Origin of the sequence: Sanguibacter antarcticus, assembly GCF_002564005.1 — a bacterium.
Taxonomy (GTDB): Bacteria; Actinomycetota; Actinomycetes; order Actinomycetales; family Cellulomonadaceae; genus Sanguibacter; species Sanguibacter antarcticus.
The window spans coordinates 713,097-726,385 of record NZ_PDJG01000001.1 but is presented as its reverse complement, the minus strand read 5'-3'; the positions used below and the strand labels follow the sequence as shown (position 1 = coordinate 726,385).

9 protein-coding genes are annotated in these 13,289 nt (G+C 71.2%); 3 read left to right on the top strand and 6 right to left on the bottom strand.

Translation table 11 applies throughout. From position 1 onward, the window contains the following. Positions 1–85 precede the first annotated feature (85 nt). The 5 genes from ATL42_RS16135 to ATL42_RS03200 all read right to left on the bottom strand — a co-directional run bounded on the left by ATL42_RS16135 (position 86) and on the right by ATL42_RS03200 (position 4,844). Positions 86–2,152: a DUF7937 domain-containing protein gene (locus ATL42_RS16135; protein ID WP_143556685.1), complete on the bottom strand. Its 2,067-nt coding sequence runs from the start codon at positions 2,150–2,152 to the stop codon at positions 86–88. A 36-nt stretch (positions 2,153–2,188) separates the two neighbouring features. Continuing rightward, the gene (locus ATL42_RS03215) at positions 2,189–3,625 is read right to left on the bottom strand and encodes a hypothetical protein (RefSeq protein ID WP_098454121.1); all 1,437 of its coding nucleotides are present in this window, start codon (positions 3,623–3,625) and stop codon (positions 2,189–2,191) included. 67 nt (positions 3,626–3,692) lie between these two features. Further along, positions 3,693–4,127, bottom strand: a complete 435-nt coding sequence (locus tag ATL42_RS03210; protein ID WP_143556684.1) for a hypothetical protein — start codon at positions 4,125–4,127, stop codon at positions 3,693–3,695. A gap of 79 nt (positions 4,128–4,206) precedes the next feature. Then, the gene (locus tag ATL42_RS03205; RefSeq protein ID WP_098454119.1) at positions 4,207–4,491 is read right to left on the bottom strand and encodes a WXG100 family type VII secretion target; all 285 of its coding nucleotides are present in this window, start codon (positions 4,489–4,491) and stop codon (positions 4,207–4,209) included. Positions 4,492–4,532: 41 nt separating this feature from the next. Beyond that, entirely contained in the window at positions 4,533–4,844 is a 312-nt protein-coding gene (locus ATL42_RS03200) for a WXG100 family type VII secretion target (RefSeq protein ID WP_098454118.1), read from the bottom strand. Positions 4,845–5,228: 384 nt separating this feature from the next. On the opposite strand from ATL42_RS03200, the gene eccD reads away from it, so the two are divergent. Genes eccD through ATL42_RS03185 form a run of 3 tightly spaced genes read left to right on the top strand, consistent with a single transcriptional unit; the run spans position 5,229 to position 9,239 of the window. Beyond that, on the top strand, positions 5,229–6,587 hold the full coding sequence (gene eccD / locus ATL42_RS03195; RefSeq protein ID WP_098454117.1) for a type VII secretion integral membrane protein EccD: 1,359 nt from the start codon (positions 5,229–5,231) through the stop codon (positions 6,585–6,587). Positions 6,588–6,597: 10 nt separating this feature from the next. Further along, positions 6,598–7,959: a type VII secretion protein EccB gene (gene eccB / locus ATL42_RS03190; protein ID WP_143556683.1), complete on the top strand. Its 1,362-nt coding sequence runs from the start codon at positions 6,598–6,600 to the stop codon at positions 7,957–7,959. Beyond that, positions 7,956–9,239, top strand: coding sequence for a S8 family serine peptidase (locus ATL42_RS03185; protein ID WP_169925326.1), 1,284 nt, complete (start codon positions 7,956–7,958; stop codon positions 9,237–9,239). Before eccB ends, ATL42_RS03185 begins: the two co-directional genes overlap by 4 nt. A 32-nt stretch (positions 9,240–9,271) precedes the next feature. On the opposite strand, the gene eccCa is transcribed toward ATL42_RS03185, so the two are convergent. Beyond that, on the bottom strand, positions 9,272–13,252 hold the full coding sequence (gene eccCa / locus ATL42_RS03180; protein WP_098454114.1) for a type VII secretion protein EccCa: 3,981 nt from the start codon (positions 13,250–13,252) through the stop codon (positions 9,272–9,274). Positions 13,253–13,289 lie beyond the last annotated feature (37 nt).

The following is a 13,289-nucleotide window of genomic DNA, read 5'->3' as shown; positions in this document are numbered from 1 at the left end:
GAACGACGCAGGGGCCTGGACGCAACTGCGTCCAGGCCCCTGGGTGATGTCTCTGTGCGACGACCAGGTCGTCGCACAGAGGACGTCAGCTCGTCCGCGAGCGGATCGCAGCGTCGATCTGCGGGTCTCCGAGCTGGCTGAGCCACTCGACGAGCGCTGGGTATGCGGTCGGGTTCGCAGCAACGCGCGCACGCAGCTCAGGGGCGTTCTGGACGATGTCGGCCAGGACAGCCATCGGCGTCTCAGGGTCGGAGGCCTGCTCAGCAGTGAAGCCGTGCGATGCCACCGGAGCAGCCTCGACCGCGGGTTCCGACGGTGGCTCCGGCGCACGGGCAGGCGCCGGAGCAGGCGGTTGCGGCGCTGACTCGGTCGGGAGCGACTTGGCCTGCCAGACGCTCGTCTGCGGGTTCGGGTCGCCACCGCCCTGGGGCGAGGGCTGCGGTGCGGCCTGGTATGGCGCTCGTGCTGGTGAGGCTCCCTGATACGGGGCAGGGGCCTGTGGCTGACCGGGATACTGATATCCCTGCTCCTGCGCCGCGGGGGCGCTCCACTGGTAGGCAGCGCTGTTCACGGGCCGCGGGGCCGGGCGGTTCGCCTGGAAGTACTCCCGAACCTCCTTGGGCGCCAGCAGGGCGATCGCGATCATCGCGGGAAGCCCGACCGCGAGCACGAGGTGACCAGGCGTCACGTACCTCAGCCCCTGCCCGTAGGTGTCGCCCGGGACGAGGACCAGGATGACGAGCCCGAGGACGAACACCGCACCAGCTGCGCCGAGTGCCACGGTGCGACTGCCTGCCGGGTCCCGTCGTAGCTGCGTGCGCGCGAAGAACGCGGCACCAGCAGCGAGGAGCCCGAGGATGATCGTCGCCACGAGGACCCCTGTCGGCTTCTCCGGAGCGAAGAACCCGCCGTCTTCGAGGGTGAACCACAAGATAGCGCCGAGAACTGACGCACCAGCGACGAGGATCGCGTAGTCGAAGCTGTGGACGGCAGTGCTGATCCAGGTCTGCTCACGCGGTTCGCGGGCCATCGCTCGCACGGTGGCCGGTGCAGAAGCAGCAGCGGCGACGGCGGGGAGGAAGATCGCACCGAGCCCCTCGGCGAGCGACAGCGGGAAGACGAACGGGCTGAAGATGCTGCGCATCGACTCGACCTTGGTCAGCGACGCGTCCTCTCCCGCTCCGAACACGAAGACGCACACGAGGATCGTGGCGAGGCCGATGAGGACGAGCCGCCAGGACGGCGACCTCTGGACAGCGGTGCCGAAGACCGCCCACAGGCTGAACCCCACGGCGATCGCCCACCCGACGAGGTGGCCGACGACGTACATCGCACCGAACTCGGCGACATCACCGACATCGACGAGGAAGAAGACCAACGAGAGGAGATACGTGAGGGCGATGAGAGCACCGAGCGCCAGGGTGATCTTCAACCAGAGAGCGCTGACCCCCCGGTCCAGGTCCTCCGGGCCGAGCTCGCACTGACGCGGCTGGGCCGCGAGCACCGCACCGGCCAGGCCGAGCGCGAAGATCGTACCGATCCCCTGGGTGTCGTCGCTCGTGACCAGGTCAAGGATCACGTACACGAGCAGCACGAGGACGTAGGGCGCGTTGGCGAGCAGCCGAACCAGCCGCGTCGTGTGGACTGTCCAGGTCTGTGGGAAGAGGCTAGCCCGGGCCAGGTAGGGCAACGCGAGGGACACGACCGAGAGCAGCGTCACGAGAGTAACGATGTAGTGGAAGCGGTCGCCCACCCCTTCGAACCCACGACCTACCGTCACCGGGAGCGCGAGGGAGACGAGGAGGAGCAGCGCCGCGAGACCGTCCCGGACGAAGTCCGCGACGGGTATGCCCTTGAAGGGGTTCGGCCGCGGCTCTGCCGGCTGACTCTGCTGGTACTGGCCGGGCTGCTGCGCGTACTGGCCGGGCTGCGGGGCATACGCGCCAGCCTGGCCGTACTGACCCGGCTGCGGAGCCTGCTGGCCGGGCTGCGGGGCGTACTGGCCGGGCTGGCCGTACTGACCTGGCTGCGGCGCCTGCTGGGGCGTGCCGCCGTCCAGCGGCTGGTAGGAACCGGGCGTCGGCGTCTGCGAGGCGGCTCCGCCCTGAGGCGGATATCCCCCCGTGCTCGGTGCCTGACCTTCGTTGCTCATCGTCTTCCCTTCGTGTGTGTCGTCTGTGGCTCGCGTTCAGCGACGGCGCCCGCTCTGGTCGAGGCCGATCACAGGTCGTGCGACTCGACCTTCATAACCTACCCAGAGTTCACCGTCGGTGCGGGCACGGACGGCATCATGGCGCGAGCCTGCCCGCGCTCCGGCTCCGAGAGCGCTCGCCACCGGGTTCCCGTCCTCGTCGAGAGGCGGTGCAAGGTAGTCGCCGGGCCGGTATCTCGTGCTCGACGACCTCCCACCACGTCCGGCGCCACCCGGTCCGCCTGCCATCATGCCGGTCGTACTCGTACTCGTGCTCCCGCTCGTGCCCGTGGCTGCCGTTGCGACACCTGGTCCTGCACCGCTCGAACCCGTGAGACCGGTCGAGCTCGCGCCCCCACCCGGCACACCGAGCCGTCCGTTCGAGATCGTCGCGCCTAGGCCACCCACGCCGAACGCCCCGCCCTGAGCAGCTGCGCCGCTCATGACGCCGGGGCTGCCAGGTCCAGAGCCCGCGACAAGGAGATCGCGCCCGCGGGAGCCTGCACCTGCGCCACCGAGCCCATCTGCCCCTGCAGTGCTGCCGGTGGCCGGTCCACCTGGCCCGTAGCCACCACTTCCAGAGGTACCCGACGCTGCCGTTCCGCCGACCTCGCCGTCGACTGAGGTCCAGCCCGCTGTCGTGCCGCTCGCCGCAGATCCAGCAGTGCCCGCGACGCTCGTCCGTTCGCCTGGGGAGCCACCGTTTCCGTCCGGACCACCGAGGCCGCTGGCCTCACCCGATCCGCCTGTCCAGCCCGACCCCGAGGGCGTTGCGAACCCGCCTGACCCACCGCTCGTTCCGGTGTCGCCGGCGCCCACCGATCCTGCGGGTGCGCCTGGTCCGACCGTACCGGCACGGGCTCCGGCGCTGTCTGCCGACGGGACCGGAGCCCTCGTCAGGTCCGGGGCCGATACCGCCGAGTGCCCGCGGGCCGGTGCCGGCTCCACCGGGTGGGTCTCGATCGTCTCCAAGATCGTCTGCGCGTCGACCGTCGCTGTCGCCATCGTGGTGTCGAGGGTGGAGAGCGCCGTGCGTGCTCTCGATTCGCGCAGCGCCGCCGTAGCGTCAGCGGTGATCGTCGGGTCGCCGTCGATGAGCATCGCGTTGCGCACGACCACCGTGTCTTCGACGACCTCGAGGCCCGCGCGCGCCGTCGAGACTGCCGCGTCCGCAGCCGACGCGACGGTCGACAACAGCGTCATGTTGTCCACGTGCACGTAGAGGGTGGACCCGAGGGCCGTGAAGGTCTCGCTCGCGCTGATCGCGGACGCACCCGTCCAACCGACGTCGGCTGCGATGTCCTTCAGCGACGCTGCGATCGTCTCCAGCGAGACGGCCGCCGTCGTGAACTTCGTGACATCGGTGGCCCACGGCTCGACCATGCCCGTGTCCTTGACGAGCCTGAGCTCCTGCTCGTTGGGCCCGGCTACCATCGCGGTCCCTCGGGGCTCTCCCGCTGGGCGCTGCTCCGACGAGGACCGTCGCTGCTGGTCATGGTGGCTACCGCCCCAGCGGTGCGAAAAAGTTGACCACGTCTGGCTGTCCGAGCACCAGCACAGCAGGCTGGAGCGGTTGCTCGCCGGGCAGAGACAGCCGCTCCTGCGCCTGCCTCTCCAGCCTTTCCAGCGACCTCAGGGCGTCCTCGTCTGCGAGCTGGATCTCGTCAGCGAACGTACGCAACGACTCGACGAGACCCGACACCTTCGCCTCGGCCTGGTAGAGGACGTCGACCGTCGCGTTGACCGCGGTGAGGTACGCGCGCGCGAACGTCTGGCACGAGGGCACCGCCGTCCATGCCTGCACAGTCGACCGTGCGCCGATCTCGTGGAGGGGTGCGTACACGGTCTGGATGTCCTCGATCAGCACCGAGACAGCCTTGATCCTCGCCGCCAGCAGCTGCTCGTCGACGGTGACAGCGTCACTCTCGGCGGCCACGGTCATCCCTCCTTCGAGCTCGTCGCATCGTGTTCGTCCAGGCCCCGCGCTCGTGCTTGCCTCGGCACGACCGCCAGAGCTACCAGCGTTGGGCGTTCGCGCGCTCGGTGGCCTGGTAGTCGTCGTTGCTCGACGCGACGGCCCTGCCGACGTCCGCCAGGAGAAGCTTCATGTCGGTGATGGCCGTCGACCACGTCGCCTTGGCCGTCGTGTAGGCAGCCGAGGCTTCGCCGTCCCAGCTCGCGCGCAGCGGCTGCAACGACCGGTCCATGTCGTCGAGGATCCGCTCGAGGTTCGTCGCGCTGCCCTGGATATCGGCTGCCGCGGTGGAGAGTGCTCCGAAGTTGACCTTGAGGTCGCTCATCGTGTCAGTCCTTCCTGGTCGGTGAAGAGGGGCGGTGACGCTCAGCCGAGGCGCTGGGTGAGGTGGGTCATCGAGGTGGACTGTGTCTCGTCCGCCGAGTCGTACGCGGTGCTGGACGAGCGGAGGTTCGCCTCGAAGTCGTTCAGCGCACCGACCATCTTCGACGCGTCGTCGCGCCAGCGGGCCATGAGCTGGGTGAACGCGACAGCTCCCTGCCCGGTCCACGACGAACCGATCGAGGACAGCTTCCCCTCGAGCCCGACGAGCTCCTTCTGGAGCTCCGTCCGGGACTGGACGACTGCCTGGGCACCCTGCTCGAGCGCACCTTCGACCGCAGAGACTTCACCGGCCACGAGGACTCCTTGCTCACAGGCCCGAGGGCCAAGACGGGGCACCTGCCGATCGGCCGGTGCCCAGGTGCCGACGATCACGGCGCCTGCATGCTGCTGACATCTCGGACACTAGGGCGTCAGGCTGCTCTGACGCACCCCCGTACCGTGGGTAGAGGTACCCATGAAGCAGGCGATCCCCGTGTTCGCGGGCATCTGCCGCATGGGGAGTTCTCTCCTGCTCCTCCTCCGGGCTCGCTCGCGTCGGTACCGTCTGCTGGGGAGTGCGCCACACCGGGCGTCAGGTCACTCACTATGCTGAGGCCCGTCGCGCACCGTCGCCGGTCCTCCGCTCTCCGTGCGCCCGTCCCGCCTGCTCGCTGCCCGCCCCCCTCCCGAGAGGACCGCATGGTCGACGTATCGCCAGCACCCACCGTGCTCGGGACGCTCGTGCGGGTGTCCGTCGTGGCCGACGATCGTCGGCTCGACGTCGCGGTCCCGGGGAGCATCCCCGTCGCTGAGCTCGTGCCCGGGTTCGCCCGGGCTCTGCGGCTCCTCGACGCGGTGACGGTCTACGGCGGCTATCACCTCGTCCGGGCGGACGGCTCCGTGCTCGGCACGAGCGTGTCGCTCATCGCCCAGGGCGTGAGCGACGGCGCTGTCCTCACTCTGGAAGCAGGAGCGAGCCGCCCAGCCCCACGCGTCTACGACGACGTCGTCGAGGCCGTCGCCGACGCGGTCGAGAAGGACTACGCCCCCTGGACCGACGAGGACAGCGCGCGGACAGCGGTCGGCGCAGCGTCAGCCTTCCTCCTCGCGGGGGCCGTCCTCCTGCTCGGCGGCGGACGCGGAGACCTCCTCTCTCCTGTGGTCGCGGCGATCGTCGGCACTCTCGTGCTCCTCAGCGGTGCTGTCGTCGCACACCGCGAGCAGCACGCGACCGGCGCCCAGGCGATGGTCTTGTGCGGCACCGCGTTCTGGATGGTCGCCGGGTTCCTCGCCCGCACGGACGCGGGGCCTGCGGGTGCTTGGGGCTGGCCGCTCGCTTCTGCCGGGGCAGGGGCCCTGGCTGCCGGGCTCGCAGGGCTCGTCGTCCTCACCGAGCACCGCGAGACCTGCGTCCTGCCGCTGACGATCGGTGCCGTCCTCGGTGCGGCCGGCTCCGTCGTCGGGTCGACAGACGCTTCCGCAGGCCAGGTGCTCGCTCTCACCATCGCTCTCGCGGTCACCGCGAGCAACGGGATCCCGTGGCTCGCCCTGTCGAGCACGTCGCTGCGGGTCGTCTCGCCCCAGTCCGACGCAGAGGTCGCGACCATGGGGCCGCCCGTCGAAGAAGAGGCTGTGCGTCGCGACTACGATCGCGGCCACCGCACGCAGCTCGGTCTGCGTGGCGCAGTCGCCCTCGTCGCGCTCCTCGTGACACCCGCCGTCGTCGGCCTGGGGCTCAGCGGGACCGTCCTCATGGCACTGTGCTACACGGGGATGCTCCTCAGCGTGCGGCAGACCTTCTCCCGGGCAGCTGTCCTCGTCGTCATGGCGACCGGCATCGTCGGGGTGACCGTCACGACGCTGACCGCCGTGGTGGCGCACCCTCAGTGGCGCGAGGCGTCGCTCGTCGTCGTCGCCGTGGTCGCTGCGGTCGTCGTCGGAGCGTGCCTCGTCGCTCCTCGGCCACGGGCAGCCTTCGGTCGACTGGCAGACTCCCTCGAGCTCCTCAGCCTCGCTCTCCTCCTCCCGCTCGGTGTCGCCGCCGCCGGGCTCCTCTGAGCGGGCGACCATGGCCTCGAAGAAGGAGCTCGTCGAAGCCCAGGCGTTCAGTCGCCGCCGGCTGCTCACCGCGTTCGTCAGCGGCGCGCCCGGAGGCCGCGAGCTCGAACCCACCAAGCCGCTGCGCGCCGTCGTGGCGGGAGTCGCGCTCTCGGTTCTTCTCGTCCTCGGGAGCCTCGGCTTCGGGCTCCTCAAGCCCGGGCTGCCCACCGGGTGGGACGACGGCTCGCTCGTCCTGACCCAAGGCAGCGGCACCCGCTTCGTCGCCCTCGAGGGAACCTTGTACCCGGTGACGAACACGACGAGCGCCCGCCTGCTCATCCCGTCGGACGAGTTCACCGTCGTCGAGGTCCCCGCCGACACGATCGCCGAGGTCCCTCGCGGCGCCCAGGTCGGCATCGCCGGCGCACCGGACGAGCTGCCCGCACGCGAGAACCTCGTCGCCGACGGCTGGGTGTCCTGCACCGCGGACGGCGACGCGATCCGCACCGAGGTCACGCCCGGCTCGGCCGGCGCCACGGCGTCCGAGAGCAGCGCCGTCGTCACCTCCGGCAAGCAGACGTACGTCCTGCACGGTGCCTACCGGTACCTCGTCGCGCCCGGACAGTCGACCGCGATCTTGCGTGCGCTCGGGCTCGAGTCCGCCGAGATCGTCGCTGTCCCCGGGCTCTGGCTCAACACGTTCACCCCTGGGTCGGCGCTCGAGCCGCTCACCCTGCGCGGCGCCGGGGCACCGCTCGACGGTCCGCTCGAGACGGTCGGCGCCGTCGTCGGCTCCGTCCTCGTGGTCGCCGAGACCGGAGGTACGCCCAAGCGGTACGTCGTCACGACGGACGACGAGCTCGCCCCGCTCACCGAGGTGGCCTTCCAGCTCTACCAGCTCGGCTCCGGATCTGCTCTCGCCGGCCCGATCACGGTGACGAGCGCCGAGATCCGCGACCTGGAGACGACGACTGCGCTCGCTCCGCAGACCTGGCCCGTCGAGCCGTCGCCCGCCCTGGCCGACGGAGCGCCGCTGTGCGTGACGCTCGACGGATCGGCGAGCCCCGCTGCGAGCGGCCGTCTCGCGGACGCACCCGAGGACGCCGCGCCGAGCCGATCTGGTCTCGAGGTCGTCGTCGCCCCCGCCCGTGGCGCGCTCGTCCGCGGGACCGGCGACCAGGTTCCGGATCGCGGGACCGTCCAGCTTCTCGACGGCTCCGGCACGACCTTCGCGGTGCCGGACTCGTCGACCGAGGTGCTCGCGCAGCTCGGCTACACGACGGCGGACATCGTCCCGGTGCCGCAGGCGTGGCTCTCGCTCTTCCCCGCAGGGCCCGAGCTCACCGTCGAGGCGGCCAGCCAGACACCGCAGGTCGCGAGCGCCCCGTGACGCGGCTCGCCCTCGTCGGCGGCCTCCTCGTGCTCCAGGTCGCCGGTGCGGGGCTCGTCGTCCCCGGCGCGGCTCTCGCACCGCAGGAGGCTGCTCGGGCCGTCGCCGAGCACGGTGTCTCGACGCTCGCCCTTCCTGGCGCCGCGTGCACCCCCGAGACCACCGTCTACTCCCCAGAGGTCCCGGTCGCGCTCGAGCAGCTCAACAGCACGCTCGCCTGGACGGTCGCGACAGGACGCGGGGTCACTGTCGCCGTCGTCGACTCCGGGGTGGCCGCTGGGAACGCGCACCTCGCCGGCGTCGTCCTGCCCGGCATCTCGCTCATCGACGTGCCCGAGCCCGACGACGCTCCGACGACCGACGTCATGGCGCACGGCACCGCGGTGGCCGGGCAGATCGCGGCTCGCCCGGTCGCCGGTTCAGGAGTCGTCGGGCTCGCCCGGGACGCCGTCATCCTCCCGGTCCGCGTCTACCTCTCCACCGACGAGCAGGCTGTCGAGGCAGGTAACGGCCCGCGCGACGACCGCATGGCTGCGGGGATCCGGGCAGCGGCCGACGCCGGGGCACAGATCATCAACGTGTCGATGAGCACCACCGTCGACAGCACCGCGCTGCGCCGGGCGGTCGAGCATGCTGCGTCCCTCGGCTCGCTCGTCGTCGCCAGCGCCGGCAACCGGAACACCACGCAGGACACGCAAGACTCGCCTCGCTACCCCGCGGCCTATCCCGACGTCCTCGCTGTGACGTCCGTCGACAGCGACGGCCTCGCGACGCAGGACGCGATCCACGGTCCGCACATCGACGTCGCTGCTCCCGGGACCGACATCCTCACGACGTATCTCGCGGCTGGCGACTGCCTCCTAGGCGACGGTGTCCCGTCGACGAGCTACGCCACCGCGTACGTGAGCGCGGCGGCCGCGCTCCTCGCCGAGGCGTACCCGACGGAGAGCCCCGCGCAGTGGGCCTATCGCCTCGAGGTGACCGCAGCCCGCAGCACCCTCGACGTCAAGGACGCCGCGACCGGGTGGGGCACCATCCGTCCCAGCGAGGCGCTCGCTTTCGTCGACGACGGGACAGCCCGTGGACCTGAGAGCCCGGTGTTCGTGCGCCACGACCGGACGGTTCCCACGGCGCAGGTGCTCGATCTCGGCCGCGAGGACGATCCGATCGTGCGGACCCAGGGCGTCGCCGCATGGTGGGCTCTGGCCGGAGCCGGGGCGCTCCTGGCGACCGTGCTCCTCGGTCGGCTCGTCGGCCACGCTCGCACCGCGCGCCGCTGACTGCGCTCGGCCTCCGCACGGACGAGCGGACCTCAGTGGAGCGGCTGCGTCGACGCGACCTGGATGACCTCCCTGCCACGCTCCCGCGTGACGAGCTGCGCCCGTCCCGGCACCGACGGGACAGGGCGGGCGGTCCCGACGAGCGGCCCTTCGTCGGCGCTCCCCGAGAGCAAGATCCCCGGGGCTGCGGTGTCGCGCAGCGCCTGCAGGACCGGCTCGTACAAGACTCGGCCAGCGCCTCCTGACCGTCTCGCGACGACGAGGTGCAGGCCGACGTCACCCGCCTGCGCGACGAGCGGCGCGAGCACGGCGAGCGGGTTTCCCGTCGAGGTCGCCACGAGGTCGTAGTCGTCGACGAGGACGAACACCTCGGCGCCCGTCCACCAGGTCCGTGAGCGCAGCTGGTCGGCCGTGACGTCCGGGCCGGGGAGACGTCCGCGCAGGTACGTCGCGAGGTCGGCCAGCTGCCCGCCGGCGGCCTCGTGCGTCGTGAGGTAGCCCGCGAGGTACTCCTCCGGGATCTCCCCGAGCAGAGAGCGCCGGTAGTCCACCGCGAAGAGCTGCGCCTGGGCTGGTGTGAACTGGCGCATGACCTCGCGCGCGTAACCACGCAGGAGGCTGGACTTGCCTGAGCCGCCGTCGCCGAAGGCGTAGAGGTGCGGCTCGGTCATGGGGTCGAGCCCGACCGGTGCGAGGTTGGCCTCGTCGATCCCGAGCCAGAAGGTCTGCGACACCGTCGGTGTCTGAGCCTCGGCCTGAGCGCGGACCTCGTCGAGGGAGACCTCGTCGGGCAAGAGGCGCAGCCGGGGGCCGGCGGGCCCGGTCCACGCGGCGTTGATCGTCTCGACGAGGTGCTCGACGCCAGCCCCCAGGGTCGCGGCGCTGGTGTCCGAGTCGATCCGAGGGAGCGCGGACAAGATGTGGTGCTTCGAGGCGACGATTCCGCGGCCGGGGCGGTCCTGGGGAACGTTGACGGCCACCTTGCGGTCGACGTCAGAGTCCATCGGGTCCCCCATGCGGAGCTCGATGCGGGTCCCGAAGATGTCCTTGACCTGGCTGCGGTAGTCCATCCAGCGCGTCGCAGTCGCGAGCAGGTGGAAGCCGAACGTCAGGCCTCGGCCCGCGAGCGCCTGGATCTGCGGCTCGAGCTCCTCGAACTCGGCGCGGACGGTGCTCCAGCCGTCGACGACGAGGAAGACGTCGCCGTACCCGTCGTCGACGCGTCCTTCGCGGCGACGCTGCCGGTACGTCTCGATCGAGTCGATGCCCTGCGCACGGAAGTAGGTCTCCCGACGGTCGACGATGCCACGGACCTCGGCGACGATCCGCCGCACGACGTCCGGCTCGCTGCGGCTCGCGACCCCCGCGACGTGCGCGAGCGACGCGAACGGGCTGAACGTCCCGCCACCGAAGTCGAGGACGTAGAACTGGACCTCGAGGGGGGTGCGCGTCAGCGCCAGCGCGGTGACGACGGAGCGGGCCACCGTGCTCTTCCCGGTGCGCGGGCCGCCGACGACCGCCAGGTGCCCGGCTGCGCCGCCGAGCGAGACCACGAGGTCTTCACGACGCTGCTCGAGCGGCCGGTCCACGATGCCGAGCGGGACCACGAGGTCTCCTGCAGCCCGCCACGACGCAGAGACGAGACCGAGCTCGGGGTCGACGACGAGGTCGGGCATGAGCTGGTCGAACGTCTGCGGTGCCACGAGCGGAGGCAGCCACACGGGGTGGGCGGCGGGGCCTCGACCAGCCATGGCCCGGACGGCGATGTCGAACGTCGCACGTTCCTCGGCGACCGGTGCAACAGTCTCGACGGGCACCGGCTCGTCGGCCGAGCGGCGGACCACGGGCGCGGCGGTGAACGGCTCGAGGCCTCCCGTCCCCGACGCCTCGAGCACGTGCCGCCGTGCGGCGCGAGCCTTCGGTGGACCAGAGACGTACGCCGCCCGGAACCGGACCATCGTCGTCGTGTCCGGCTTGAGGTAGCCGATCCCGGGGATCGAGGGAAGGGTGTAGGCGTCGGGCACGCCCAGGACGGTGCGGGACTCTGCAGCGGAGAACGTCCGGAGGCCGATCCGGTAGGACAGGTGGGACTCGAGGCCCCGGAGCCGGCCCTCTTCGAGCCGCTGCGAGGACAGCAGGAGATGCATGTGGAGAGACCGTCCGAGCCGTCCGATCGTCACGAACAGGTCGACGAAGTCCGGCCGGGCCGTGAGCAGCTCGGAGAACTCGTCGGCGACGATGAGCAGCGCCGGCAAGGGGGCGAGGTCTGTCCGACCGCCGAGGCGGGCCTTCTCGTAGTCCGTGACGTTGGAGAAGTTGCCGGCAGAGCGCAAGAGCTCCTGACGACGGGTCATCTCGCCCTGCAGGGCGTCCTGCATCCGGTCGACGAGCGTGAGCTCTTCACCGAGGTTCGTGATGATCGCCGAGACGTGCGGCATGTCCGCCATCCCGGCGAACGTCGCGCCTCCCTTGAAGTCGACGAGGACGAAGTTGAGGTCTTCCGGCGAGTGCGTCAGCGCGAGCGCGAGGACGAGGGTGCGCAGCACCTCCGACTTTCCAGACCCGGTGGCGCCGATGACGAGGCCGTGCGGACCCATGCCCTGATGAGCGGACTCTTTGAGGTCCAGGGCGAGCGGCTGGCCTTGGTCGGTGAGCCCGATCGGGACCCGGAGACGGTCCCGCTGAAGTCGCGGGCGCCACGTGACGTCTAGGTCGAGGTCCCGGACGTCGTCGATGCCGAGGAGGTCCACGAGCTCCGCAGACACCGCGGTCGGGTCGCTCGGAGACTCCCCCGAGCCGACGAACCTCGAGGTCAGCCGACGAGCCATGGCCTCGGCGTCCGGGATCGATGCGTCGTCGGCCAGGAGGAGCCGCGGTGCCTCACGCAGCCGGAGGACCTCTACCGGTGCGCGAGCCCCGGCCCGAGCGGGCGCCGCACCGACGGCGAGCCGCAGGCGGAGCGGGTCCGAGAGGTCGTCCCAGTGCTCTGGCAGCTCGAGGACCGTCACGCCCATGACGCCCTCGGGCGGGGCCAGGACGCTCCCCGGCGCGACGCGGCCGCCGTCGACGACGATGAGCACGTGAGGGGAGACCGCCTGTCCGTCCGGGGAGAACCTCGAGCGCTCGTGCAGTGCGGACGGGAGCATGTGCTCGAGGTCGTCGAGGTCCGTCCCGATCATCCGGGCGGGGCCGACGCTGTCCTTCTCCCGCGTGCTGTGGGTGTGCGGTAGCCACTTCGCCCACTCCCACTCTGCGATCGTTCCCGACGATGCGACGACGGCGATCTGGAGATGCTCCGGTGAATGGAACGCTGCGAGCTGTGACACGAGAGCGCGCGCGAGGCCACGGGCCTCGGGCTCGGGGCCCGTGATCTCGATGCGCGAGCTGCTGGCGATGTCGATCGACACCGGGAGGTCGGGCTGCACCTGGTGCGTGACGAGGAAGCGATGGGCAGCAGACGCCGCGACGGGGTCGAGCTGTGCGAGCGGCGGGGTCTGCGCGCCCTCGAGTGCGAGGCTCAGCGGCTGGGCGGCAGCACCGATGCGTGCGTGGAGGTAGTCCCCCTGACCCGGCGAACGTTCCCAGACCCGGCTCCCGTCCTCGGCGAGGGACGCCAGCGCTGTCGGGTCTGGGTTGTTCCAGAGACCGTGACGACGCTGCTGGCTCGCTGCCTGGCGCACCGTGGCGCGCAGGTCGGCGAGGTAGGCCAGGTACTCGCGCCGGGCGCCGAGAACGGTCGCCTGGTGCTGCGAGCGCTGGCGCCACCCGTTGACGACGACGAACCCGAGCGAGGCGACGAGGAACATCCCGCCGGCGACCAGGCCACGTGGCCCTGGTGAGGCCATGGTGACGAAGACGATGGAGCCGAGGCTGCCGAGCAGAGGGACCAGCGAGGCGACGAGCCCGCTGACCCCGTCGGACGGGACGAGCTCGGGTGGTGCCTGCATGACGAGACGTCCGGAGGGCAGCGGCGGGGCCGGTGCGCGCGCGTCACGGTACAGCGGTGTACTCATGCGAGCCTCTCAGAGCTGTCGGCCGCGGTGAGCGGCC

Bases quoted from the DNA above. Each gene is read 5' to 3' on its own strand.
- eccB (WP_143556683.1), top strand. From the start codon at position 6,598: ATGGCCTCGAAGAAGGAGCTCGTCGAAGCCCAGGCGTTCAGTCGCCGC.
- eccD (WP_098454117.1), top strand. From the start codon at position 5,229: ATGGTCGACGTATCGCCAGCACCCACCGTGCTCGGGACGCTCGTGCGG.
- ATL42_RS16135 (WP_143556685.1), bottom strand. From the start codon at position 2,152: ATGAGCAACGAAGGTCAGGCACCGAGCACGGGGGGATATCCGCCTCAG.
- ATL42_RS03215 (WP_098454121.1), bottom strand. From the start codon at position 3,625: ATGGTAGCCGGGCCCAACGAGCAGGAGCTCAGGCTCGTCAAGGACACG.
- eccCa (WP_098454114.1), bottom strand. From the start codon at position 13,252: ATGAGTACACCGCTGTACCGTGACGCGCGCGCACCGGCCCCGCCGCTG.
- ATL42_RS03205 (WP_098454119.1), bottom strand. From the start codon at position 4,491: ATGAGCGACCTCAAGGTCAACTTCGGAGCACTCTCCACCGCGGCAGCC.